The sequence below is a fragment of the Buttiauxella cochleicola genome, from assembly GCF_021282405.1.
In the GTDB taxonomy this organism is placed as follows: Bacteria; Pseudomonadota; Gammaproteobacteria; order Enterobacterales; family Enterobacteriaceae; genus Buttiauxella; species Buttiauxella massiliensis.
In genome coordinates, this window is the sequence record NZ_JAJSOU010000006.1 from 59525 (window position 1) to 86246 (window position 26722).

24 protein-coding genes are annotated in these 26722 nt (G+C 44.7%); 19 read left to right on the forward strand and 5 right to left on the reverse strand.

Going from position 1 to position 26722, the window contains the following annotated elements; genetic code table 11:
* The first annotated feature begins 35 nt into the window (after positions 1-35).
* Genes LVQ79_RS09680 through LVQ79_RS09730 form a run of 11 tightly spaced genes read left to right on the forward strand, consistent with a single transcriptional unit; the run spans position 36 to position 13174 of the window.
* Entirely contained in the window at positions 36-1451 is a 1416-nt protein-coding gene (locus LVQ79_RS09680) for an undecaprenyl-phosphate glucose phosphotransferase (RefSeq protein ID WP_232864758.1), read from the forward strand.
* Positions 1441-2727 carry an outer membrane beta-barrel protein gene (locus LVQ79_RS09685; protein ID WP_232864759.1) on the forward strand — a complete coding sequence of 429 codons (1287 nt, stop codon included), beginning with the start codon at positions 1441-1443 and terminating at the stop codon, positions 2725-2727. Before LVQ79_RS09680 ends, LVQ79_RS09685 begins: the two co-directional genes overlap by 11 nt.
* 1 nt (position 2728) lies before the next feature.
* On the forward strand, positions 2729-3286 hold the full coding sequence (locus LVQ79_RS09690; RefSeq protein ID WP_064512018.1) for a polysaccharide biosynthesis/export family protein: 558 nt from the start codon (positions 2729-2731) through the stop codon (positions 3284-3286).
* Between the two features lie 2 nt (positions 3287-3288).
* Positions 3289-5427 (forward strand): GumC family protein, encoded by a 2139-nt coding sequence (locus LVQ79_RS09695; RefSeq protein WP_232864760.1) that lies wholly within the window; start codon positions 3289-3291, stop codon positions 5425-5427.
* Positions 5424-6635 (forward strand): lipopolysaccharide biosynthesis protein, encoded by a 1212-nt coding sequence (locus tag LVQ79_RS09700; protein WP_232864761.1) that lies wholly within the window; start codon positions 5424-5426, stop codon positions 6633-6635. Before LVQ79_RS09695 ends, LVQ79_RS09700 begins: the two co-directional genes overlap by 4 nt.
* On the forward strand, positions 6632-8005 hold the full coding sequence (locus LVQ79_RS09705) for a capsular biosynthesis protein (protein ID WP_232864762.1): 1374 nt from the start codon (positions 6632-6634) through the stop codon (positions 8003-8005). The genes LVQ79_RS09700 and LVQ79_RS09705 overlap by 4 nt, the downstream gene beginning before the upstream one ends.
* A gap of 1 nt (position 8006) precedes the next feature.
* Positions 8007-8996: a glycosyltransferase family 2 protein gene (locus LVQ79_RS09710; protein ID WP_232864763.1), complete on the forward strand. Its 990-nt coding sequence runs from the start codon at positions 8007-8009 to the stop codon at positions 8994-8996.
* 9 nt (positions 8997-9005) lie between these two features.
* Entirely contained in the window at positions 9006-10217 is a 1212-nt protein-coding gene (locus LVQ79_RS09715; protein ID WP_232864966.1) for a glycosyltransferase family 4 protein, read from the forward strand.
* Between the two features lies 1 nt (position 10218).
* Positions 10219-11331, forward strand: a complete 1113-nt coding sequence (locus LVQ79_RS09720) for a glycosyltransferase family 4 protein (RefSeq protein ID WP_232864764.1) — start codon at positions 10219-10221, stop codon at positions 11329-11331.
* A gap of 2 nt (positions 11332-11333) precedes the next feature.
* Entirely contained in the window at positions 11334-11741 is a 408-nt protein-coding gene (locus tag LVQ79_RS09725; RefSeq protein ID WP_232864765.1) for a hypothetical protein, read from the forward strand.
* A gap of 38 nt (positions 11742-11779) precedes the next feature.
* Positions 11780-13174, forward strand: coding sequence for a DUF4832 domain-containing protein (locus LVQ79_RS09730; protein WP_232864766.1), 1395 nt, complete (start codon positions 11780-11782; stop codon positions 13172-13174).
* Between the two features lie 103 nt (positions 13175-13277).
* On the opposite strand, the gene galE is transcribed toward LVQ79_RS09730, so the two are convergent.
* From galE to yecR, 4 genes are all read right to left on the reverse strand, one after another.
* A complete protein-coding gene (galE, locus tag LVQ79_RS09735) occupies positions 13278-14294 on the reverse strand; it encodes a UDP-glucose 4-epimerase GalE (RefSeq protein WP_232864767.1) in 1017 nt (338 codons plus the stop codon).
* A 101-nt stretch (positions 14295-14395) separates the two neighbouring features.
* Positions 14396-15322 (reverse strand): glucosamine inositolphosphorylceramide transferase family protein, encoded by a 927-nt coding sequence (locus LVQ79_RS09740; protein ID WP_232864768.1) that lies wholly within the window; start codon positions 15320-15322, stop codon positions 14396-14398.
* Positions 15323-15611: 289 nt separating this feature from the next.
* Positions 15612-16109: a non-heme ferritin gene (gene ftnA, locus LVQ79_RS09745; protein WP_232864769.1), complete on the reverse strand. Its 498-nt coding sequence runs from the start codon at positions 16107-16109 to the stop codon at positions 15612-15614.
* 228 nt (positions 16110-16337) lie between these two features.
* A complete protein-coding gene (gene yecR, locus LVQ79_RS09750; RefSeq protein ID WP_370639842.1) occupies positions 16338-16631 on the reverse strand; it encodes a YecR family lipoprotein in 294 nt (97 codons plus the stop codon).
* A 392-nt stretch (positions 16632-17023) separates the two neighbouring features.
* Between yecR and LVQ79_RS09755 the strand changes: the two genes are divergently transcribed.
* The gene (locus LVQ79_RS09755; protein ID WP_232864771.1) at positions 17024-18178 is read left to right on the forward strand and encodes a methyl-accepting chemotaxis protein; all 1155 of its coding nucleotides are present in this window, start codon (positions 17024-17026) and stop codon (positions 18176-18178) included.
* A gap of 162 nt (positions 18179-18340) precedes the next feature.
* The gene (locus LVQ79_RS09760; protein WP_034455054.1) at positions 18341-18979 is read left to right on the forward strand and encodes an RpiB/LacA/LacB family sugar-phosphate isomerase; all 639 of its coding nucleotides are present in this window, start codon (positions 18341-18343) and stop codon (positions 18977-18979) included.
* Between the two features lie 398 nt (positions 18980-19377).
* Here LVQ79_RS09760 and LVQ79_RS09765 read toward each other — a convergent pair whose 3' ends face one another.
* A complete protein-coding gene (locus tag LVQ79_RS09765) occupies positions 19378-20796 on the reverse strand; it encodes an MFS transporter (protein WP_232864772.1) in 1419 nt (472 codons plus the stop codon).
* Between the two features lie 215 nt (positions 20797-21011).
* Between LVQ79_RS09765 and azuC the strand changes: the two genes are divergently transcribed.
* The 6 genes from azuC (at position 21012) to LVQ79_RS09795 (ending at position 26722) form a co-directional block, all read left to right on the forward strand.
* Complete coding sequence (azuC, locus tag LVQ79_RS09770; protein ID WP_115628089.1) at positions 21012-21095, forward strand: stress response protein AzuC; 84 nt, start codon at positions 21012-21014, stop codon at positions 21093-21095.
* A gap of 201 nt (positions 21096-21296) precedes the next feature.
* A complete protein-coding gene (locus LVQ79_RS09775; protein WP_232864773.1) occupies positions 21297-22883 on the forward strand; it encodes an ABC transporter substrate-binding protein in 1587 nt (528 codons plus the stop codon).
* A gap of 95 nt (positions 22884-22978) precedes the next feature.
* Positions 22979-23932, forward strand: a complete 954-nt coding sequence (locus tag LVQ79_RS09780; RefSeq protein WP_232864774.1) for an ABC transporter permease — start codon at positions 22979-22981, stop codon at positions 23930-23932.
* Between the two features lie 4 nt (positions 23933-23936).
* Complete coding sequence (locus LVQ79_RS09785) at positions 23937-24782, forward strand: ABC transporter permease (RefSeq protein WP_232864775.1); 846 nt, start codon at positions 23937-23939, stop codon at positions 24780-24782.
* On the forward strand, positions 24775-25758 hold the full coding sequence (locus tag LVQ79_RS09790) for an ABC transporter ATP-binding protein (RefSeq protein WP_232864776.1): 984 nt from the start codon (positions 24775-24777) through the stop codon (positions 25756-25758). The genes LVQ79_RS09785 and LVQ79_RS09790 overlap by 8 nt, the downstream gene beginning before the upstream one ends.
* Complete coding sequence (locus LVQ79_RS09795) at positions 25745-26722, forward strand: ABC transporter ATP-binding protein (RefSeq protein ID WP_232864777.1); 978 nt, start codon at positions 25745-25747, stop codon at positions 26720-26722. The genes LVQ79_RS09790 and LVQ79_RS09795 overlap by 14 nt, the downstream gene beginning before the upstream one ends.

Sequence of the window (26722 nt, forward strand, 5' to 3'; positions counted from 1 at the left end):
CAGAAACGATAATTCAATGAATAACGAGTCTAATTATGCCGAGAAATTCTTTGAAATTTACCCATGGAGGGTATCCAGTATTTATTAAATTTGCTGATTTTCTCTTTATAAACTTGATTTTAATATTGAGCGCATTGCTATTAGCACTCGAGTCAGCGAGTACTGTTTTGATGCTTAGCTTTCTTTTTTCTACCTCTTTCTTACTATTTGGCGAGTACACTGAACTTTATCTACATAAACCAAAGAAATGGGGTGTACGTGGTCAACTAAGATTGATCCTGTGCTCATTTTTAACTATTGTTTTTGTTGAGTTTGTCAGGTTTATAACTGGTGGCTTGCATTCTTTAGGCTATTTAAGAATTTTTGAAAATAGTTTTTTCCCGGTAACACTTTTTTGGTATGCCATTCCTCTTTTTTTACTCTATTTGATCCATTTAATTGTTCTGAAATACTCCGTTAAGAAAAGTATACATGTGGCGATTGTGGGCGTTACAGAGAATGGTCTGGCGGTCGAAGAGGCACTTCTTAAAGAATACTCGGATATGAAATTGGATTTGGCTTTTTATGATGAACGTGATGTATCAAGGTTCAGCGCACTTATCGGCCAAATCAATAGCCCCTTTAAGGGGTCAGTAAGTGGTCTTGTTGATGAGGCCAAAGCGGGAAGGGTCGATGAGATCTATATCGCATTACCACTAGTGGCGTTGGAAAGAATACGTCACTTTTTGTCGATGATGTCAGATACCACGGTTAATACTTATATCGTTCCCGATTTTAACTCCTACAGTACCCATATGTCGCAGTTGCGCTCTATCGATGATTTGCAAACCATCAGCATCCTGAGTTCTCCGTTTGAAGGGTTTGGCTCTTTTATTAAGCGTGCCGAAGATTTAGTGATTGGCAGCATTATTATGGTATTGATTTCCTCGTTGTTATTAGTGATTAGCATCGGGATAAAACTAACTTCACGAGGGCCGATATTTTTCAAGCAAGACAGGTACGGTTTGAGCGGACAAAAAATTAAAGTCTGGAAGTTCCGTACTATGCGCGTGATGGAAAATTCTGATACGGTGGTACAAGCAACAAAAGATGATCCACGAGTCACTCGGTTTGGTGCATTTTTACGTCGCACCTCGCTCGATGAACTGCCGCAGTTTTTTAATGTATTGCAGGGCAGTATGTCAATTGTTGGCCCCAGACCGCATGCAGTCACACATAATGAGCAATATCGCAAGCAAGTCGAAAACTACATGATTCGCCATAAAGTTAAGCCTGGGATCACAGGATTAGCACAAATTAACGGTTATCGCGGCGAAATTGATGCACTTTATAAAATGGAAAAGCGTGTTGAGTACGATATCGAATACATCCAGAACTGGTCGCTATGGCTAGATATTAAAATTATTATAAAAACTATTTTCAAAGGATTTGTCGGTAAAAATGCATATTAAATATTTTATTATTGCCGCAATGGTTTTATCGCCGCCGGCCATGGCAGACCTAACACCGAAATCACATATCGGCATTGCGGGTATAGATTTTCAGAGCAACGTTGGTGTGAATTATGGTTATGAAGATAATGTGACTTATCAGCCACATAAAAGTGATGCTATTGGTTCAAACTTTATCAGTGCTACACCTGAGTTAAGTTTAACTGGCCAACGGTATCAGGATAAATATTTATTAATGTACTCAGGTGATTATCGCAATTATAACAATGATTCAACTGATAATTACAACGACCATTTCTTTCGTTTCAATGGCGCGTGGCGCTATGGGTTAATGCATGGCCTCATGTTAAATATTGAAGATGCTCTTGGACATGAAGACCGTGGTCGTGGCATAACGGAAGGTTTTATACCCAAGCAATTTCAAGAATTTGGCGTTAATTCTCCATTAAGCACTAACTTATTAAACAGTGAACTACGTTATAGTTACGGTGCTCCTGAAGGGCGTGGCAAAGCAGAAGTTGCGTTGATTTATAAAAAACTTCGTTTCGGTAATACGCAGGATGTGCAGAATACTGATAATGATTTTTACAACTATATTCAGCAGCAGGAATGGCATCAAAACAGCCTCGTTGCTGAAATTTTCGACCAGTACACACCGCAAACGCGTTTCCGTTATAGCTTTATTACCAACCAGATCCATTATGATCATGCTTCTGAAAAAGACAGTGACGAATATTATTTGCTTTATGGAATAAAATCACAGGTTACCGGTAAAACTAACATCGATATGAACCTGGCATGGTTGTATAAAACATTTGAGAACAATCCCAACTCGCAGGATTTTAATGGGCTAAACTGGGATATTAAGGGTGAGTGGAAACCGCTTAAACAATCTATTTTTACAGCACATACCTCACAACGCATTAAAGACCCTTCAGAAGTGGGGGGATATATTTTGGTTTCACAGTACGGCATTTCGTATCAACACTTTTGGTTCGATGACCGTTTCTCCACTTTGTTAGATTACTCATACACCACGGAAGACTATAAGAAGCAAGATAAGGACAGAAATGACAAAGATGGTGTGTTCACCTTCACCATGAGCTATGACTTTAGGCCCTCTATTAATTTTGAGTTGAAATATCAGATAGATACATTGCACTCCAATAAAGAGACCGATTCGTTTTATATCGGACCTGACGACGACAGAGAAGTCTTGAGAACGTTAGGTTATGACAATTCGCTGATTATGTTTACAGCTAAGGTGCAGATTTAAAATGAAAATAATGAAACTGTGGGTATTTTTATTTTTCAGTGTGCTTCTGGCAGGATGTTCTGCATCTAAGCCGCCACTAATGGATAATCCTGATTCTGAATCAAAAGGCTATCTGCTTGATGCAGGTGATGCCGTTAGTATTAATGTGTACGGCGAACCTGATCTAACAATGAAATTTATACTCGATAAAAGCGGAACTATTACTTTCCCTTATATTGGGCAACTCACCCTAAAAGGCAAAACTCCAGAACAGGTAAGTGCAGAGTTAACTAATCGTCTGCGAGGAGATTACCTGCAAAATCCAATGGTGACGGTGAATATTGCTGAGTTCCGTAAATACTATGTTTCAGGGGAGGTAAAAAATCCGAATGGATTTTCCTATGAACCTGGACTCACAGTTGAAAAATCGATTGCGCAGGCCGGTGGCTTTACAGATAGAGCCGATCGCAAAGATATCAATATTCGCTTAGCAGGCACAAACCAATTGCTTGAGAACGTGGACGTAAGACATTCCGTTCACCCTGGTGATATCGTGATTATTGGCATGGGCTTCTTCTAACTATGAAACTATCAATAGTTGAAAATGGCAAGAAACGAGAAAGCTCTATCGATTTCTCCCGGTTTGCTAAGGAAATTAAAAGAAACAGTTGGAAAATCCTCCTCGGCGGTGTGATTGCAGGGGCGATTGCCTGGCCACTTATCAACATGATGACATCGAAATATGTCTCAACGGCAACAGTGCTGGTCAAGGCACAGCCTGATAATGTCTCACCGTTCCCGCAAGTCGATGGCTATGACTCGACACGTAACGGCTACTACGAAACACAGTACGCGTTGATGCAGTCACGTATTGTGCTTACACAGGCCGTTCGAAATCTGAAACTGGATGAAAATCCAGATTTCAATGGTGTTAAATCAGACAGCAAAGATGCTAACACCCCGGAAAATCAGCAGCAACGTATTGATAATGCTCTTAAAACCATGCTGAAGAATCTTTCTATTACCAGTATTCGCACGACGCATCTGGCATCTATTTCCTATGAGTCACCTTCCCCAGAAATGGCAGCAGAGGTGGCTAACGGTGTTGCGCAGGCGTTTATTAACTACACGGCTGAGCAAAAACGTATCAATACGCAGAAAGCTCGAGAAAGCAATCTGCAGAAAATGGACGAGTTGCAGAAACAAATTGCCGAACAAAAGCAGGCAATTGATGAGTACCTTAATAAAGAAGGGCTGTTGACCTTCCGTGGTGTAGATGGTTTTGAAACAGAGCAGTTAGGTATTGTGACTAACCGTTTGGCTGATGCGACCCAGCGCCGCGTGGCCGCAGAATCGCTTTATAACGAAGTTCGGAGGGGGGCTGGAAAATCCCTCGAAGATGTCATTTCTCTTCCGGTAATTTCGGATCACGCACAAATTCAGGACTTACGTATTGCCTTGATCCAGGCGAAACGTTCGCTTTATGAATTACGTAAGTCCTATGGGCCTAAGCATGCCAAAATCCAGGAAGCTCAGGCTCAGGTTCAGGCGATCCAGGATCAAACCTATAGTGTGCTGGGTGAGCTTGAAACGGGATTGCGTCAGCAATATCAAGCAGCGCTGGCAGATGAAAATAGCTACCAGAAACAGTTAGATCAGCAAAAAGAGATATTCCAGAAACTGGCCACCAAGCGCGATGGTTATAACAGTTTGAAACTGGCGCTGGATAAAACAGAAGAGTCATATAAAACGCTGTACCAACGCACTCAAGAGCAGTCACTTTCGAGTAATTATACTGAGGCGGACGCTGTATTGTATGACCCGGCAGTACCGGCTGAACGCCCATCGAAGCCTAATAAATCGCTGCTGTTTATTATGGTGGTCTTGTTAGCGCTGGCATTTTGCATCATGTACTTCATTGTGAAAGCCGCCATGGACAGCACGATTAACAACTTGAGCCAGGTGAAGAAGCGTTTGAACCTCGAACCACTCGGTGAGATTCGCCGCTATAAGGGGCTCGGGAATCGTGCGCAAATCCGCGATATTATCTCCAATAATCCGCTCAACGCCGACATCATTCACAGTATCCGCACCCATATTATGCTGGATAATCGGCAGCTTCAGACGATTGCTGTGACATCAGCGGACCATGGTGATGGGCGTACACTGCTGGCAAATCTGTTGGCTAACTCATTTAGCTTCGATCAAAAAACTCTGCTTATCGACCTGGATTTTTACAATAAAGAGGGTTTGTCGAGCGAGCTTGCTAAGCCTTCCGCGCAAGGTGTTGCCGAGTTGCTTCGTGGTGAAGTCACCTCCGAAAATTTGATTGTTAAAGTGAATGAAAATCTTGATTTCCTGGCGCGTGGTAATGCGACGGTTTCATCATTGCTAATGCTGTCATCAGAAAATCTTGAGCACTTAATGCGTGAGCTCCGCAGCAAATATCAGCGCATTATTATCGATGCCTCAGCGGTGAATCAGAGCCAGGATAGCCAGTTAATTAGTCGGGTTACAGATGGCCTGATATTCGTACTAAAAGCAGGTTCGGCCCCGGCCGAGCACATTATCCAGGCCCTGGATAAACTCGAGACCAATCAGTCTGTTGTTATCGGCGTAGTCATCAATCAAGTTTTTGATAAAAATCTGGAAACCAAAGAGGGATTACGTTCACTCAACCTGCAAACTAACGAACTGATGAATGGCACAGGCCGGGTATGAGTTTACTGAAGAGCGCGTCTACGATTGCTGGTTCATCAGTCATTTCGCAATTGATTGGTGCGCTCTCTATTTGGTTGATTTCTCACAAATATGATCTGGCAGAGGTAGGGCTTTACGCGCTTAATTACAGTATTGCGCTAATTGGTGCCCAGGTATGCACATTTGCTTCGCAACTTTTGATTCCGAAGCAACATGATGATGAACTGGCCCAAAACGTCGTATTTTGTTTACTGCAAAGTCTGATTACTGCTCTGCCGTATGCTTTGCTAACTGCGTGGTTATTTGACCAGAATATCTTCTTCCTTTATCTGCTCACGCTTTCTAATACGTGGGTGTTGATATCGGAGAACTTATCGTTACGTACGGCTAATTTTGGCTTTTTAGTCTTTCAGAGGATATCTGTTTCCGTAGTGGTGGTGCTTTCTGTCATGCTCACCACACATGTCCAGGCGTTCTATTGGGCATGGGCAGGTTTGATGATGCTGCTGACGATTGGCTGCATTCTTTGCGCGTTTGATATGCGCTCGGTGACATTGCAGCATTTAAGTCCGAGAAATAATCTGGCGTTCTTTAATAAACACGTTCATCACATCACCAAAGTAGGCAGTGCTGAAGTGCTGGCAATGGCAAACGGCAATTTACCTATTATGCTAATTAACTTTTGGTTCTCAGCACTGACGGCAGGCTATTTTTCTATTGTCAGCCGCTTCTGTCTTGCTCCGGTGGTGATCGTTGGAAATGCCGTTCGCAACGCTATTTTTTCAAAATGGTCTATCGATTTTAGACATAACACCTTCAATTATGACGAGTACAAAAAAGTACGCTTGCTGTTGCTGGTACTGGGGGTGATTTGTACCTTGGGTGTATTTATCTTCTATCCAATAGTTATGCACCTTGGTTTTAGTGAAGATTGGATTAACTCAATTCCGACCTCGCGATATATGTTGCCTTATTTGTTCCCGGCTTTGGCTGTCTGCCCACTGACAGTGATTGAGCTTATTTTTGGCTCTCACCGTTACTTTTTGCGCATTCAGTTTGAACAATTGGCTATCGTGTTGATTTCGTTTGTTGTTGTACCCTATTTTTATAATGACTATGCCACATCAATCATTCTGTTCTCAGTACTAACATTCATCCGCTATGCGTTTATTTATCTGAAGGTCAATAAACGCGCCAACCTTTTAAAAGATAGACCGGTTGTATTATGAATATTAATACAGGGCACTATTTACAGACCTACTCTTTAATTACCCTGGTGTTTTGTGGGGTGGTTCAATATTTCACCGGCGTATTATCGGTGCTGTGGATCCCCTTTTTTCTGACATTGCTGATGTTTATCCTATTGGTCATGCAAACTCGCTACGAAGCACTACTGCTGGATAAGCAAGAAATAATCGTGCTCACGCTTTATCTCATCTTCCTGGTCATGGCGGGCGTCTCAACAATTTTACAGGAAGGGATAACGGATGCGATTGTCGGATTTAAAAATGAAATTGCACTATCTCTAATTATGCTCTGTCTGTTACTGGGATTCTGCCGTGAATCGCAGGTCTACCGTGTAACCAAAACTTTATACTGGGTATTTTACGCACAATTCCCGTTGGTCCTTTACCAATTGTTGTTTGTGGTTCCCCAGCGTGTGGCCGCGTATGGTGAGGAAGATAAATGGGATTCAGTGGTTGGAACCTTCGGCGGTGACCCGATGGGCGGCGGTAATACTGCGGCAATGGGGCTGTTTTGCCTGCTGATTATGCTGTTGAAAATCTCTGAATTTAAGCATGGGCTAACGACATTTAAATCAATGGCACTGCATATCATATTGGGTTTTGGCTTATGTATTGTTGGCGAGGTAAAGTTTGTTATCTTGTTATCGCCAATACTCATGTGCTGGGTTTGGCTAATGCCAAGCTACGTTAAAGGGATGAGTAAAGTAAATCTTAAAGCATTGCTGCTTATTTTTGCAGGCATGGCTCTATTGATTGTATTTGCGATAATTATCCTGGCTTCTGGTTATTCATCTGCATTTGGTAGTGACCCAACCGAGAGTTCATTAAGTGTCTTCCTGTCTTCGTTAGACTACATTTTTGATCCCAATTATATTCTGCCATCAGGGGAGGTTGGTCGCTTTACCACACTGACTTTCTGGCTTAAAAATAACGATCTTTGGGGGCTTTCTGGCACGTTATTTGGCTATGGTCTGAATGCGACAAACAGCGGCAGTATAGTCTCGCAGGGATTTTTAAACCTTACCTATAATTTGATTCTGGATTCGACTTCTTTGAGCATGTTGCTTTGGGAAGTGGGTGCAGTAGGAACAATGCTTTTTATTGGCCTAATTATTTATACGCTAAAAATCGTGCAGCCTAAGCCCTTATTGGAACGCGAGAATTTAGACCAGCAAGACCTCCAGTTACTGAGTTTTTCACCTGCTTTTAGTGTTTTTGCGATTAGCTGTTTATTGAGCCTACCCTATAGCCAAATACTCACAATCACCCCAATGCTGCAATTTGTTTTTTATTTATCGCTGGGTTCGAGTCTGGTAATTCGTCGATCCGTTTATCGCTATGCGGAGCAATAGTATGGCTAATAAACCGTTTATTACAGTGAGTATTAAAACCTTTAACGAAGCTGAATGCATCGAGAAAACCATCGATAGTATCCAACAGCAGATTGCTGAATATCCGCATAAAATCATCGTAGCTGATAGCTTATCGACCGATAACACTCAACAATTAGCAAGCGCTAAAGGTGTGACCGTGGTGTCTTTAACGCAGCCTGCGGATCGTTGCTGTGGGGTTGGGCATCAACTAGGTTATCTGTATAGCGAGGGTGAATATCTGCTGTTAATGGATGGCGATATGGAACTGGAAAAAGGGTTTATTGATAGTGCAGTTACATTTCTTGAGGCACATCCAGATTATGCGGGCGTTGCGGGTACCGTTGAAATGGATGATGCGGCAAATTATGAGTTTAAGTCACGCAAGCAACGACTACATGAAATATATCCGATAGGTGATTGCGATCATTTAGGGGGCGGAGGATTATATCGTCGCGTGGCAATTGAAAAAATTGGTTATCTTACCAACCGTAATCTGCATGCCTTTGAAGAGGCAGAGCTCGGGATGCGTTTATTACATGCCGGTTATAAACTACATCGCCTTAATGTTCCTTATTTCAGCCACACCTCTCATAACATGTCGACATTTAAATTATTAATGTACCGTTGGCGCAGTGGCTATAACCAGGCAACAGGTGAGTTATTACGCAGTGCATGGGGAAGACCCTATCTGAGTCATGTTTTCAGAATGGTCAAAAACGAGATTATTTTTTCCATTTATATGTTTTTGCTGTTGGTTTCGATATTGACATTCAATGTTGAAATTGTAGGTGTAGCTCTACTGCCATTACTTGCATTTATTATCCTGAAAGCGATCAAAAATCGCTCATTAACTAACGGGTTGTATAGTGTAATAAATTTAGCCGTACTCTCTGCTGGGTTAGTCAAAGGGCTGACTCACTCAGTACGAGATCCTATGGTTCCACCCGACAGCAAAGTTATTCATGAATAGGCGGCCATGATGAAAATATTACTAGTAAATAAATTTTTCTACATCAAAGGTGGCGCGGAAACAGTTTATTTTCAAGAGCGCGATATGCTGAAGCGGGCCGGTATCGAAGTTATTGATTTTTCAATGCACCATGAGAAAAACTTCCCGTCAGATTATGCAGAATATTTTGTCAGTAATGTTGACTATCATAAAAGCGGTAACTTGTTGGGCGGGGTTAAAACAGCTGTAAATTTTATTCATAACGCTGAAGCATGCAAGAAAATGAAAGCGTTACTGGAGAAAGAACGCCCGGATATTGTTCATTTTCATAATATCTATCATCAGCTAACACCTGCAATTATAAAAGTTGCCCGTGATTTTGGTTGTAAAACGGTGTTAACTGCTCACGACTACAAAATTGCTTGTCCTTCATATGCGATGTTGCGCGATGGCAAAGTGTGTGATGCTTGTATCAACGGTGCCGTCTATAACGCATTCAAATATCGTTGCTATGAAGGCTCGGCATTTAAGAGTTTATTACTTTCTTTAGAAGCAACCTGGCAATATATTGCAAAAAACTATCAGGCCATTGACGTTATTATCTCTCCTAGTGAATTTTTGCGGGGGGTGATAAAGCACACATTACCCAATTCGCGCATTGACGTTATTGTTAATGGCATTGATGACAGCCAACCATTTGATAATATTGAAGATAGAGGCTATTTGCTTTTTGTTGGTCGTATCAGCCCTGAAAAAGGGATTGAAACCTTAGCGCAAGCGCATCAGATGATGCGTAATAAAATACCACTAAAAATTGTCGGCCATGGTCCTATCTACAATGAATTGATTGAGAAGTATCCCGATGCTGAGTTTCTTGGTTTTGTACATCAGGGTGAAGAATTAGACAATCTGATAAAGCACGCGCGTGCGATTATTGTGCCTTCGGAATGTAATGAAAATTGCTCAATGTCAGTACTTGAAGCCATGTCTTTTGCGCGGCCAATTGTTGGGTCACGCATTGGCGGAATACCTGAACAAATCCGGGATGGTGTTGATGGGGCCTTATTCGAACCAGGAAATTCGCAACAGCTTGCCGATATACTTGATGACTTGGCCATTAATCCAGAAAAAGCCCAACGCATGGGGCTAAATGCCCATGATCGCCTTTGCGGTAAATATGCAATGCGCGATCATATTCAGGCATTACTAAATCTGTATCAAGAACTGTTAAGTAAGCCATAACATGACCAGGAAAATTACGGTTCTGGGCACTCGTGGAATTCCTGATGTACTAGGTGGGGTAGAGACGCATTGCCAAAATCTCTATCCCGCGATCAAACAACAATTTGATGTCGATATCTGTGTTATCGCTCGTGCTCCTTATGTCGATTACCGTCATTCTCGGTACAAAAATATCGAAACTCGCGCACTCTGGGCACCGAAAAAACGCTCTTTAGAAGCCATTGCCCATTCAGTTTTAGCAGCATTTAGCACCGTGTTTGATAAATCATCAATTGTTCATGTTCATGCCATTGGCCCAGGGCTTGTCGTGCCGTTACTGCGTTTGCTGGGCAAGAAAGTGGTATTTACTCATCATGGCCCTGATTATGAGCGCCAGAAGTGGGGATACATTGCAAAACAGACTTTACTGATTGGCGAAAAGCTTGCCGTTAATTATGCCAATGAAGTCATTGTTATTTCCGAAGTTATTAATCAGCTGATCCAAAAAAAACACAGGCGTATGGATGCACATTTAATCTACAACGGCGTTAATATTCCGGAACCGCTGGCAGTAGAAACCATCAGTAAAACACTGGATCGCTACGCATTAAAACCTAAGAACTATCTTGTAGCGGTAGGGCGTTTTGTGGAAGAAAAAGGGTTACATGATTTAATTGTTGCCTACCAAAAATCTGGTGTCTCAGAGACATTAGTATTGGTTGGTGATGCGGACCATCCTTCTGACTACAGTATGCAGCTGAAGCAATTAGCGATAAAAACACCGAATGTTATTTTGACCGGTTTCTTAAAAGGTGATGCACTGAAGGCGGTATTTTCCCAGGCTAAGCTGTTTATAATGCCTTCGTATCACGAAGGATTGCCGATAGCTTTGCTTGAAGCAATGTCGTATTCACTGCCTGCTGTGGTCAGTGATATTCCGGCGAATTTGGAAGTAGGGTTGCCAGCTGAAGCCTATTTTAAAGTTGGCAATGTAGCTGAGTTAGCCGAAAAAATTAAGACAAGAGTTGTACTCAACAGTACCGATTACAGTGACTTCCTGCGAAATTATAACTGGCTTGAAATTGCCAGAAAAACAGTCAATGTGTACCACTCAATAAACAAATCAATAGGTTAAAATTGAGCAATTCAACCAGACGCCCACTCATACTTGATCATTTTTATGAAGTGCTTGATGAGCAAACCCAGGCACAACTGACTGCTGAACAAAAGCAGGACATAGAAGATGCGATAGTTTCAGTCACGTTGTCGTCACGTCACCGCATCGATATCCGCAAGAGCTTCCCATTTTTTGGCACGCGCTATTATCTGGTCTTTTTGCTAGGGCGAGATTTCCGCAAGCGACTACGTAAAGAATCGACACTGGTGCGCATCGTCGTGACGATTCTGATCCTTTCTGGCTTGCTGTTCGCAACGCTCTGCGTGTTACTTACGCTATATATGATCAAGTCTGCAGTAGGCATTGATCTCATTCATGATTTCCATGTTGGGATTTGGGACTGGTGGCTCAGTCTGAGGAACAAGTAGCTTTTGGGTCAATAACCCACTACGGATAACGGAGTCTCATGAATATTAAAACTTTTATAGCGTTGATGTGCATGGTCGTACCGGGAACCGTACTGGCTGAGTCGATGACAGTCGTTACACCGATGGCGCTATCTGGTCCGCTCACCAACCCCGGCATGGGCATTGCCAGTTTTCACCAGGGTTACGGCGAGCAACACACCGAGGCCGACTACCCGAATCCTGGCATTGAATACGAGCGCTTCTACTGGAGCGAGCTTGAACCGGTTGAAGGGCAATTTAACTACGCGCTGGTTGACGACGCTTTTAAATTCGCGGCGATGCACACGCCTGCGATGAACGTTGGGCTGCGCTTTATGGCGCTCGATGGCCCGGAAAGCGATTCAAAAATCCCTGACTGGTTAATTAAAAAAGTTAAGGGCGTCTGGACTTCAGACGGAAAAACCTTCGCTCCCAATCTGGATGACCCCGTATTTCTCCAATATAGCCAGCGTTTGCTCAATGCTTTCGGCAAGCGCTACGACGGAAATGAAAACCTGGCATACCTTGATATTGGCATGGTGGGGTCGTGGGGAGAGTGGCACAACAGCAATTTCCCCTCACTGAAACCGCTCGATAAACGCTACACACCAGCGCAATTAGAACAGTACGTCAGAATGCATTTTGCCGCGTTTCCAAAAACACCGAAAATTATGTTGATTGCCGGTGGCGACAATCTGGTCAGCGCCGTGAAGCAGGGCGCAGGCTGGCGGGCTGACTGTCTGGGCGACTGGCGTAACTTTTCGTCGACCTGGAATCTGATGGAAGATGATTATCCGCAGCGCTTAGAGGCGGCTCAAGCTGCGTATTCCGGTTTTAATGATGCCTGGAAACGAGCGCCTGTGAGTTTTGAAATCTGCGGGTACATGCCGGAATGGAAAACCGAGCAACATTACACTCTTGCCGAAGTACAACGGACATTTGACTGGGCCATCGCACAACACGCCAGTACGATTAATTTGAAGTCACGGGCGGTGCCAGAAGAGTATCGCAGCATTGTCGACCGGGCGCTGACCAAACTGGGTTATCGCTTTCGTTTAGTATCATTGAGCCATAATTCTGCTGTCGCAAAAGGCGGTATCCTGACGCTAAATAGCCAGTGGACTAATGACGGGATCGCACCCATTTACTTGAAATATGACGTGACATGGCGTGTGGTCAACGAGTCGAACAAAGTCATTGCTCAGGGGAAAACCAGTGATGATATTCGCACCTGGTTACCTGGAAAGCGACCAACCATTTATCAACTGCCAATACCTTCGACGGTGGCTAACGGGCAGTATTATATCGAAGTGGCAATGCTGGATGGGACGGGGAAATCGAGAATTAATCTGGCTAACGAAGGGAAGCGAGGTGATAGCTGGTATCGGATTTCTAAGTTAAATGTCAGTAATTAATTGGCTCTGAGTCTGGAAAGACAGACTCAGAGTGTAAATACCCGTCATACTTCGAGCTGCATATGCGTTGGTAATACTTGGCCCATTCATGGGTCCCGCCATACTAAGAACTGTAACCATTCGGATTATTTTTCTGCCAGTTCCAGGTGTCACGCATCATCTCATCAATCGTTCGCGTGGCCTGCCATCCCAATGATTGTTTTGCTAAAGATGAATCTGACCAGCATTCCGCAATATCACCGGCCCTGCGTTCCACAAACTTATAGTTAATCTTTGTCTGAGATGCTTTTTCAAATGCCTCAATAAGGTCAATGACGGAATAACCCACACCAGTACCCAGATTAATCGCTTTAAAAGATGAATCCTTGTTTTGATGATCCAATGCCGCCAGATGACCACTTGCTAAGTCCAGCACATGGATATAATCGCGAACGCCTGTGCCGTCAGGTGTAGGGTAATCATTGCCATATACCGACAGATATTCGAGTTTGCCGATTGCCACTTGCGAAATATAGGGAACCAGATTATTTGGAATACCGTTAGGATCTTCGCCAATTCGCCCCGATTGATGAGCACCAACCGGATTGAAATAGCGCAAACAGGTAATGCGAAACTCCGGTTGTGCGAGGGAGAAATCACGCAGAATCTGCTCAACCATCAGTTTGGATGTGCCGTAAGGGTTTGTGGTTCCACCGGTCCGGCAATCTTCACTCAACGGCACTTTTTCGGGATTCCCATAGACGGTGGCAGATGAACTGAAAATGAGGCTATTAACACCGGCATTTAGCATCTCACTAAGTAACACTATTGTCCCAGAAACATTATTCTCATAATATTCCAGTGGTTTTTTAATTGACTCGCCAACAGATTTTAAACCAGCAAAATGAATCACATCAGTAATCGCATGTTTTAAAAAAATAGTTCTCAAAACATTCTTATCTAAAATATTAGCAACATAGAGAGTTGTTTTTTTTCCTGTTAACTCTGCAACCCGGTCTAAAGATTCTTGAGATGAGTTAGAGAGATTATCGATAACGATGACGTCATCACCCCTTTCAAGTAAAGCCAATACAGTATGTGAGCCTATATATCCAGCACCACCGGTTACAAGAATTGCCATAATATCTCCAGATAAATATTACAAAACTAGTGTGGTATTAGGTGCTTAATTTACTGTCAACTATTGAAAGCGTAGCACCGGTCGACGGGTTGTTCTTATGTTTATTCAGGCAAACGATTTTTACGGTATTTAACCCAAGCCTTAAATAGAACCTTTTTTAAAGGAGATAAAAGGCTGAATACCCAATTTTTGGTGTCATAAACAAGATGGTTATTCGAAAAGTTTAACGTGTGAATACCTGCGCTTTGGTTGATTTCAGGTGTAACGTGCGCCACCAATTTTTCTTCAAAAATCAGTGGGTTGAGGTTGGTTAATTCTTTGATAAAAATGGATTTTCCGTAAGAGTCAGCCGTGCATTCTTGAGTGAGGATATATTTCTTATCATTGATAAAATAAGAAGCGCCGGCCCCACGGTGATGGTGGTTGCACAGTTTTAAAAACGGGTTTATTTTTTTCCACTCACCGAGGATTTGATCTGCTGTATGAATAATCATCTCATTTTTCAGCGTGGTAGAAATGAGGTAACAGGTATTATCTAGAGTGAAGAATATATTATCGGTAAATTCAGCGTCAGAAATTAGCACCTTTACCTTTTTCCAGTGAGTGGGAAACTCAGTGGATTGGAAGAGTATCACTTCTTTTCGCTCCGAAGACTCCGGAATCATAAACAGATTATCGTTAAGATAAAAAATATATGGGAAGGATAAATGGCACTTTAACTCATCAAACCCTTCTAGTTTGATATCCTGAATCTCATTAAGATTATCGTCAAGAACCCGACATCTGAGAATGCCTCTAGAATTTAGAAAGCTAAGTGCTTCATAGAAAAGGTAGAGTTTATTATCTTTCTCTATAATAAAAGGATCTGCCTGGAAGGTATATTTTTTCTTAAGTAATTTTGCTTGTGAATTATTTAGAATATCCAGGGTGTTGTCAGGGAAAGAATGAGAGTTATTTTTGATGATCATAATATCCCATGATTCATGGAAAAATAGCTTTCTAATTAATTTGTTGTTTTTGCTTAACATTTTATCATATTGTCCATATTAGTTATTGCAAATAACAGGAAAAACATGACGCTTATTATTATAAATAATGCTTAACAATTTATGTGTGGAGCAGTTCATTGCACCCAGCAAGTAGCCATAGAAAAACTGCCATAAGAAGGTGCTGATTTGGAGTATAGACGCTTAACTGATATCCGCCACAGTGTAAGGTTTGTAGCAGAAAAGTGATTGTCAGGAATGACAGAGGGGAGAGAGAGTTTTAGCTAAGGAGAACCGGCAAGTGCAAAATATACTTGCCGGAAATATTTTATTAAGCTTGAGTATCGAGGGTAGAAAGCTCTTTATCTACGAAATACAGACCTTCACCGCTTTTTCCAACCAGACTTAATTTATCCAGTACGGACTTGAACAGCTTCTCTTCTTCATGCTGCTCAGAAACATACCATTGCAGGAAGTTAAAAGTTGGATAATCCTGAGATGTCATCGCAGCATGAGCCAATTCATTAATCTTGCGCGTAATTAACTGCTCATGTTCGTAAGTGGCGTTAAACAGGTTATCTAAAGATGAGTAATCATGGTCTGGTGCCGGGACCGCATTAATGCGTGGCAAGCTTCCAGTGTCAGTCAGGTAAGCAAACAGACGCTGCATATGCTCCATCTCTTCCTGAGCATGGCGACGCAGGAAAGCGGCAGCCCCTTCAAAGCTATGGTAGCTGCACCAGGCACTCATTTGTTGATAAAGCAGGGAGGAATAAAGCTCAAGATTCATTTGTTCGTTAAGTTTTTCGATCATTTCAGCTTTTAGCATGGTGTGCTCCACAAGAATGTATATTTAACAATGTCGCTACTTTAATTTTATTATTTCTAGAATGCAAAGGAATTGTTAATTATATTATTGTAATGAGAATGGTTGTTAATATTATTTCTTTTTTATAATTAATTCGTTCTGAAAATAAGAATTATTACTGTTTATTTATGGGTCAGAAGATAAATCTTAGCCAACCCTAATGTTAATGACGTAAAGATAATTGTTCTATTATTGAACGACACTCTCATCTTTCAGATACCGCTCCATTCCCACACCGCGACACTGGTACTCAAGCGTCACTTTTTGGCTCAGGCACACAGCGCCACTGGTCACGCTACAGGTTTTGATTGGCTCTCCGTAAGGATATGCGGCGATATAACCCCACTGCTGGCATTGGTGGCTGGCTGCAGATTGCGCAACATAAGTATCCACTTTTGCCGTTTGTAATGGCGCGAGGTCAAATCCCAGACGAACCACGCCCACCACTTCACTGCTTTTTACGGGCACAGGCGTTTTATTCACCGTACATCCAGCTAATAACGCCGTGGCTAAAATTAAATAAACAGTTTTCATTATGCTGATGCTCGAATGACTTTTTAATGATTTTAGCACGCACAAAAATGAAAAATGACCAACAGCATAAAGCTGTTTAATTTCAATTAGGGCGATGTAAATGGATTTTCCTAACATAAATTTTAGTACTTCATAATCTTGAAAATGGGCATCACCAACATTTGTAAGGTGATTAAATTTTGATCATAACTGCCATCAAGTTTGGCTGAATCGTGCCGACAATACTGGTAATGCACGGTCTACTCTCAGTATTGGTATACAAAAACCGAATAAACGGAGCTGAGGTGACTACAGCTGGTGCAGGAAATACTTTTTATTATTTCACCAGGAAAATACAAAACATGAGGTTTATTCGTAATATCAAAATCCGCGTCATGGTGGTGCTGATACTGATCTTCTCGTCAGTGGCGTGGCTGGGTGTTTCCGGACTAGCGCTGTGGTTTTTACATGATTTGCAGCAAAACCTGGTACTGAATGCGCAACAAGAAAAGTGGATCGGTATCGTTCGTTTCTTGCTCGGGGCTTCGGTGTTAGCAAGCATTGCCATTACCTTGTTAACTGAACGCTATCTTTATTTCTGCCTGGTGAAACCGGTCGAGAATATTCGCGCACATATGCATATTCTTGCGCGTGGTGAACTCGAAACTCAATTACCTGATTTAGGCAGTAACTGCATTGGTTTGATGGTTTCACCGATCCAAAAAATGCAGTCGAATTGGGAAAAAGCCGTTTCTAATATTCGTTCCAGTGCCCACACCATTCGCGGAAATGCCACGGAAGTGGCTGGGGTGAACAACGAATTGTCTTCTCGTTCTGAGCAACTCGCCGCAGCGTTAGAAGAAACGACTGCCAGCATGGAGCAATTGAGCAGCACGGTTACGCTGAATGCGGAAAATGCCAGCCATGCGAGCGTACTGGCAAAAAATGCGACTAAGACGGCAGTTAACGGCGGGGAGTCGGTGAAAAAAGTGATGACCACGATGGAGACGATAACCAGTAGCTCTCACAAAATTGTCGATATTACGACCGTGATTAACAGCATCTCCTTCCAGACCAATATCCTGGCGTTAAATGCGGCCGTTGAAGCAGCACGGGCCGGTGAGCAAGGGCGAGGTTTTGCCGTTGTAGCGAGTGAAGTGCGTAATCTCGCGCAACGTAGTGCAGTGGCGGCGAAAGAGATAGAAACCTTGCTCAAAGAGTCCGTAGATAACATTCATACTGGTTCTGAACAGGTGAAGAAGGCGGGGGAAGCGATGGGTGAGATTCTGAATGCGGTCACTCAAGTGAACAATATTATGGGAGATATTGCCAATGCTTCGGGTGAGCAGAGCCAGGGTATTGGGCAGGTGGGGGTTGCGGTAAGACAGATGGATGCGGTCACTCAGCAAAACGTCAATCTGGTTCATCAATCTGCACTGTCGTCAGTGGAGCTGGAAAAACAAGCGCACCAGCTTAACGATATTGTGGCGATGTTCCGCATCGCTAAACCCGCCTGAAAATGTGGGAATGCTCTCAGTCGAATGCAGAAGTGTGAGCGCACCTTAATTTTTTAAAACAAAATTTCATTAAATTTGAAAGTGTGTTTGTGAGCTAGTATCGTTAGTACATACCAAAGCTATTCACCGCGGGAAATCCCGTGACCCAATCAGGAGACGGAAATGAAAATAGCACTGATGATGGAAAACAGTCAGGCTGGCAAAAATGCAATCATTCTTAATGAGTTGCAAGCGGTTGCTGCTGAGAAAGAGTACCCGGTTTACAACGTAGGTATGAGCGATGAGCAGGATCACCACCTGACCTACATCCACCTCGGTATTATGGCCAGTATCCTGTTGAACTCTAAAGCTGTAGATTTCGTTGTGACCGGTTGCGGCACAGGTCAGGGCGCAATGATGTCTCTGAACATCCACCCAGGTGTGGTTTGTGGCTACTGCCTGGATCCTGCTGATGCTTTCCTGTTCTCACAAATCAACAACGGTAACGCGTTGTCATTGGCATTCGCTAAAGGTTTCGGCTGGGGTGCTGAGCTCAACGTTCGTTACATGTTTGAAAAAGCATTTACTGGCCGTAAAGGCGAAGGCTACCCGATTGAGCGTAAAGAACCACAGGTTCGTAACGCCGGTATCCTGAACCAGGTTAAAGCTGCAGTTGTTAAAGAAAACTACCTGGATACCCTGCGTTCTATCGACCGTGAACTGGTGAAAACCGCGGTGACCGGCGAACGCTTCCAGAAATGTTTCTTCGAAAACTGCCAGAACAAAGAGATTGAAGCGTTCGTACGCGAAATCCTTGCTTAATCTCTTTTAGTCATGCTTACGGCCAGCCTTTGCTGGCCGTATTTTTTGTGCCAACACCGCTTTAACTCGTGGCGCTTTTAGCGCCATCCTTCGATTCGCCCGCTAAAATGTGGAACTGGCTCTTGTGGCCATCTTTGATGTTCGGCAGCCATATGCTGCTCATCCCAATGTTTACTGTTTATTCCTTGCTCCGGCATCATCTCCGGCCAGTCTCGCTGCACAGCACTGGTTTTTGGGTAAGGGTTATGCAAAGAAGGGTTGTTAAGAGGTTGGATCTCAACAGCAAAAGCTTGAGACCCTATCAGTGACAACATCATAAGTAAGTATATCGATAAGCGTTTCATAGTGGCCTCACACACCTGACCTATCGTTAAGTGTAATTGAGGCCAGCGACCGGGTTAGTGTTTTTTCGACACACTGCTGCCCGCATTGTGTGGTAAACGCAGCAGGTCAAACAAACCTGCCAGGCAAATGAGCGTAATCATCACAAACGAAATCTTAATAGAAATGCCAGGGATTGCGGTTAAATCGAGCCACTGGCTGACTTTCTCCCCCAGACGAATCCCTATCGCACCAAGCGTAATCCCAAGCCCTACAGAAAGCTGCGTTGCGGTACTAAATAGCGTGTTGGCGTAGCTCATTTGCGTGGATGGCACATCTGAAAAGGCGAGGGTGCTTATGCCTGTAAACTGCATCGAACGGAACATCCCGCCAAAGAAGAGTATCGCTATGGTCACCCATATTGCGGTGTGCGGGGTAAGAAACGCACAAGCCAGCAGAGAAGCGACGTTCAGAAGGCCGTTAATAATGAGTAATTTCTTGAACCCTAATGCGCGAATTAATGATGTCGTTGCAGGTTTCATCGCGAGATTTCCGGCGAAGACTGCCAGCACCAGTAAACCCGAATGAAAAGCATCCATTCCGAAACCGACCTGGAATAGTAACGGCAATAAAAAAGGCACTGCGCTGATGGATGTACGAAATAAAGAGCCTCCATACATCGTCACACCAAAGGTCTGCACCTTTAAAGCATCAAGGCGAATCATCGGATGCTTAGCGTGTTTAAAGTGCCACAGTGAGAACCACAGCGCCGCTGCACCTAATACCAGCAAGCTCACAGTTGGCAGCACATTAATTTGCGATTGCCCAAGCATTTCCAGGCCGTACACCAGGCTAATCATTACCACCGCAGTGCCGGTAAAACCAATGCCGTCAAATGGACGACGGTCGTCGTCATGAATATCGGGAATCAATCGCCACGCCAGCGCCATGGCAATTAACCCAAGTGGCAAGTTGATATAGAAAATCCAACGCCACGAGGCGTAGCTGGTGATAAATCCGCCCAATGGTGGGCCAATAATGGGGGCAACCAGGGCGGGCCAGGTGAGAGTGGCAATCGCGGTGATCAGTAAATGTTTAGGGGTTGTACGCAGCACAGCCAACCGCCCGACAGGCACCATTAGCGCTCCACCGACTCCCTGTAAAATGCGCATCGCGACAAATTGCTCAATCGTATTGGCAATGCCGCACAGTACCGAGGCGAAAGTGAAGATCCCGAGCGCCAGGGTGAAAACTTTACGTGCGCCAAATCGGTCTGCAATCCAGCCGCTGGCGGGTATTAATACCGCCAGAGTCAACAAGTAGGCACTCATACCGATATTCAGATCAACGGCATCAACACCAAAAGTTCGGGCCATTTCCGGCAGCGCGGTGGCAATGACCGTCCCGTCGAGAAATTCCATAAAAAAAGCGCCAGCGACCAAGAGTGCCATTCCTGAAATGCCACGTTTTGCTGCTGGAGAAGGGGAGTTAGTCATGAGTGAAATTCAAAATTAAAATAATGTTTTAAAAAATTGTTGAGCCAATTAACCAGTTAAGTCGTGGATATGCAAGCCATTTTGTGTGAAGAAGATGTAAAATCCACAAGAAAAATATGTGATACGCATCACAAAACTATTGATTTGTGTGACGGATGTCATATTATTAGCCGCATAACGAGCAACACCTGCAAAACAAAAAACCGGAGCACACAATGAAAATGCGCAAAATTCTGAAAAGCATGTTCGAGCAATACTGCAAGACTTTTAAAGATGTACCGCCGGCTGGCATGTTTTAATCTGCCCGCTTGAAAAAAAACCTGCTGCGGCAGGTTTTTTTATGTCTGAAATTTGCCTTTTTAACTACGATATTAATCTTTATATCCACAATTTCTTCTTTAGCACTTTTTCGCATAACGTTATGCGTTTTACACTTATTTACATTGTGGGTATGGCTGGTGCACTATGCGGTCTCTAATTGAGATGGAGTCCGTGAATAAATGCGTAAACCCCTGTTGTTATCTGCGCTGTTTGCCTCTTTGGCCCTGGCCCTTTCTGGCTGTGATAATGCAAAAACTGAAACTGCTCCTGCGCCGGCTAAACAAGCAGCCCAGGATGGCGGCAATTTAATTGTTGGCGTGACCACTGGCGATCCGTTAGCGATGAACCCGCTGTATGCCAGCGACCGTACTACGCTGACTATCATGCAGACGCTATACGCACCGCTTTATAGCTTCAATGGCGATAAAATTGAATGGGCTCTGGCAGAGAGTCTTACGCCTTCAGAAGATAACCTCTCATACATCTTAAAACTCAAACCAAATCTGAAATGGCAAGATGGCAAGCCTATTACCGCAGGCGACGTGGTGTTCACTTTCAACAAGTTGCTTGATGAGAAACAGCACAGCTTCTTCCGCAGCATGTTTGTGTACGGCGACAAGCCAATTCAGGTCAGCAAAGTTGATGACCTGACAGTGAAATTTACTCTGCCACAGGTGAGTGCTGCGTTTGTAGGTACGCTGGTACAGATTTACCCAATCCCAGAACATGTGTTTGCTAATGACAGTGGCGATCTGGAAAAGAGCACCAAAAACGATACTCCAGTCGGTTCAGGCCCGTTCAAATTCAAAGAATATCGTGCCGGGCAGTATTACTCGCTGACACGCTTTGATGATTACTGGAACGGCAAGCCAAAGCTTGACACAGTAACTTACCGTTTCGCTAAAGACAGCAACTCTGCCAATCTTGCGCTGCAAAACGGCGAAATCAATATGAAGATGATTGACCCTCAGGATGTCAATCGTTTGAAAAGTAGCGGTAAATTTGACTTCGTTATCTACCCGGAAGGGCGTCTGGCATATATGACGTTTAACCAGAATATCGACAGCATGAAGAACAAGGCGCTGCGTCAGGCCATTGCTTATGCCATCAATAAAGATGAACTGGTTCAGGCTGCATTCTCTTCGCTGGAATATGCGCAACCTGCCGCATCTATTCTGACGCCAGACACGCTGTATCAGACCAACGATGTTGAACCCTACAAATACGATGTTGAAAAAGCGAAAGCATTGCTGAAAGAAGCGGGCGCCCCTGCGGATCTGAAACTGCGCCTCGCCTACATCAATAGCAATAAAACTCAGGAAAGCATGGGGCTGTATATTCAACAGCAGCTGAAAAACGTGGGTATTGCGGTTGAGCTGATGCCACTGGATGCTAACGCCATGTCCCAACGCAGCCTGGATATGAAAAATACCTCTTATGAGCTGAGTCTGGGTGGCTACATCATGGGTATGGAACCTGATGGCTATAAGTCTTTGTACCTGAGCAACGAAGCTTATAACTATGCTCACTACAAAAACCCAGCGTTCGATGCTTTATGGAACCAGGGCGCAACTGAAACTGACAAAACCAAACGTGCTGAAATCTATAAGCAAATCCAGCAGACCGTTGCAAACGACATGGCATGGTACCCAATTGCTTATACCAATGCGGTGGTTGCGGTAGATAAACGTTTTGCCGGAACCAAAGAGGCTGAACCAAAGCCTGTTTATATGTTCCAGGATTGGTCGAAGATCTATCAACAATAATTAGCACACTGCCCTGAGGTAGTCGTAGGGCGGGTAACGTAAGCTACCCGCCCTACAGTTTCCCCCTTTCGGGGGCTTATTTTTTGGAAAGCAGTATGAACAATGTGTTAGTACGACGCCTGGCCCAACTGGTGCCGATGCTGTTCTTCATCTCGCTGGTGTCGTTTCTGCTGGTCAAACTGGCACCCGGCGACCCGGTGCAGGCTTATATTACTCCGCGTATGAGCCCGGAGGATATCGAGCGTATCCGCCATAGCATGGGGCTCGATAAGCCCATGTTTATGCAATACCTGTTGTGGCTAAAAAACGTGCTGCAAGGGGATTTGGGTTACTCACTAATTTACCATCGCCCGGTGTTAACTATGATTGCCGAGCGCATTCCCGCAACTCTTGGCCTGATGGGTGCATCACTGATTCTGGCTATGGTGTTGGCTATCCCCCTGGGTTTAGTAGCAGGTGCTTTCAAACACCGCTGGCTTGATCACTTCCTGAATATGTTTGCTTATATCGGTATTTCAGTGCCTATCTTCTGGTTTGGTATTCTGCTGATAACCGTGTTTTCGGTGCAGCTAAACTGGTTGCCGAGTATGGGCATGCGAACAATTGGTATGGAAGACTCGTGGCTTGATGTGGTTCGTCACGGTATTTTGCCGTGCATTGCACTGAGTTTTTATAACCTTTCCAATTACGTGCGTTATATCCGCTCCAACACCATTACGCAGTTGTCGGCTGATTATGTGCAAACACAGCTGGCGTACGGTGCGACACGTCGTTCAATCCTTTTCCGTCATGTCCTTAAAAACGTACTGCTGCCAGTTATTACACTCTTTGGTATCTCTTTTGGCGAGCTGGTGGTGGGGGCGTATGTGACTGAAAGCGTCTTCTCATGGCCAGGCATGGGGCTGTTGGGGATCCAGTCGATAACCTCCCTGGATTACCCGTTAATCATGGCGATGATCATGCTCTCTTCAGCGATGCTTATCGTCGGCAATTTATTGGCTGACATGTTATATCGCGTGGCAGACCCGCGCATTAAGGCGTTGAGGTAAGACGATGAGTAGACGTTGGCAACAAGTTAAACATGGCCTGAAACGTAATCGTCCAGCTCAATTATCACTTCTGGTTCTGGTCATTTTCAGCATTGCCGCATTACTGGCAACATTCAGTCCCTGGGACCCAAACCAGATGTCACTGACCGCAAGGCTCACACCGCCGGGTGCGCAACACTGGTTCGGAACTGATGACTACGGACGTGACTATTTCACTCGCGCTTTATACGGCGGCCAGATTTCGTTAATGGTTGGTTTTCTGGCAATGATATTTTCAACGTTGATTGGCACGCTGGTAGGCGCTGTCAGCGGCTATTTTGGCGGACGAATCGATAACCTGATGATGCGGGTAGTCGATATTTTAATGTCGATCCCGGCATTCTTCCTGTTGTTGGTATTGAACGCATATCTGAAGCCCGGTATCGCCAATATCATCCTGATTATCAGCGCCTTGACCTGGATGAGTATGTCGCGCCTGGTGCGTGCTGAAACCTTGTCTGTGAAAGAGCGTGAGTATGTGGTGTACGCTCGTGCGTGTGGTGAGCATCCGTTAATCATTATTGTGCGCCATATCATCCCGAATATTTTGCCGACCATTATGGTTGCGGCGACGCTGAATATCGCCTCAGCAATCCTGATGGAGTCGACGCTGAGCTTCCTCGGACTTGGTGTGCAGCAGCCAAATGCTTCATGGGGAAGCATGCTTAACAATGCGCAATCCTTTATTGGTGAAGCAACATGGCTTGCGATGTTCCCAGGGGTCCTTATTTTGCTGACGGTGCTGAGTTTTAACGTATTGGGCGATGTATTACGTACTGCCTTTGAGCCCGGAGCTAACCGCGATGAATAACTTACTGGAACTCGATAACCTGCAAACGTCCTTCTTCACCCGTGAAGGGGAAGTTAAGGCGGTGCGCGGTGTAAGCTTTGCAGTCAAACGCGGTGAAGTGGTAGGGATTGTGGGTGAATCAGGTTGCGGCAAGAGTGTTACCTGTAAATCAGTGCTCAAACTGTTGGGTAGCAACGGTAAAGTCGTCGGCGGCTATGTCCATTTTAAGGGCGAAGATTTAGCTCGTAAAACACCCGAGCAAATGCGCCATATTCGTGGCAACGATATTGCGATGATCTTCCAGGATCCCATGACGGCACTTAACCCGGTGTTGACCATTGGTAAGCAGATGAGCGAAATCCTGATTCGCAATCAGAACCTCAGCAAAAAAGCGGCCAAAGAAAAGTCGATTGCCATGCTGCAACAGGTGGGGATTGGTAATGCGGAGCAGCGTTACAACCAGTATCCGCACGAGTTCAGTGGCGGTATGCGCCAGCGCGTGATGATTGCTATCGCACTCTCATGCCACCCGGCGTTACTGATTGCTGATGAGCCAACAACCGCACTGGATGTCACCATTCAGGCGCAGATTTTACGCCTGCTAAAACAACTACAACAGCAAACCGACACCGCAATTATGCTCATCACACACGATCTTGGGGTTGTAGCCCAGGTTTGTTCACGTGTGGTGGTGATGTACGGTGGGCTTGTGATGGAGCAGGGGAGCGTGGAGGATATTTTCTACCGTCCAGCGCACCCTTATACCCGCGGGCTTTTGGCATCGTTGCCGCGGCCAGGCGAGGCAAGCGCTCGTTTGTCACCTATCGAAGGCTCGCCACCAGGGTTACTCAACCCACCACCTGGTTGCCCATTTGCAGAACGTTGCCCGCAGCGCATGGAGCGTTGTAGCAGCCTGCCTCCGATGTACCAAACCGGAGAGGGTCATCAGGCAATGTGCTGGTTATGGGATTCGGAGGTGAATAATGCAGGACGTTAAGCCATTAGTCCGTGTAAAGGGCTTACGCAAATATTTCCATAGCCAACAGGGATGGTTTAATAAAACGCCACCGGTGAAAGCTGTCGATGGCGTGAGCTTCGATATCTATCCAGGTGAAACCTACGGGCTGGTTGGTGAGTCTGGGTGTGGGAAATCAACACTTGGGCGCAGCGTACTTCGCCTGTTTGATATTACCGATGGCGAAATTGAGTTTGCAGGCCAGGACATTGCAAAGATGAGCGACAAGCAACTTAAACCGTTGCGCCGCCGCATGCAGGCAATTTTTCAGGACCCATACTCATCGCTAAACCCGGGCATGACTGTCGCGCAGTTAATTGCCGAGCCGATGAAAATCCACGGTTATGGTAAACAACAGCGCGCAACCCGCACACTCGAACTGCTCGAAAAAGTAGGGTTAAAAGCGGAACACTTAAACCGCTTCCCGCATGAGTTTAGCGGTGGCCAGCGGCAGCGTATAAGTATTGCCCGAGCTCTGTCAGTAAATCCTGAGTTTGTACTTTGCGACGAACCACTGTCGGCACTGGATGTATCCGTGCAGGCGCAGGTGGTCAATATCTTGCAGGACTTGCAGCAGGCATTGGGGCTGACATATCTGTTTATTGCACACGACCTGTCCATGGTGCGCCATATTTCAGACCGAATTGGTGTGATGTATCTTGGCACTCTGGTTGAGGAAGCACCGGCTGAAACTCTATATACAGAGCCGGCGCATCCCTATACCAGGGCACTGCTTGCCTCAATCCCGGTGGCCGATCCGCATGTGCAAATGCTTGACCAAGGTGGCATTAAAGGCGAATTACCAGGTGCTATGAGCGACTGGCCAGGCTGCAAATTCTGCAATCGCTGCCCAAGGGCGATGGATAAATGCCAAAGCCAAATCCCGGTGATGCAAGAGATTTCACCCGGCCATCGCGTGGCTTGCTGGTTATTTGAAGAGAAGTGA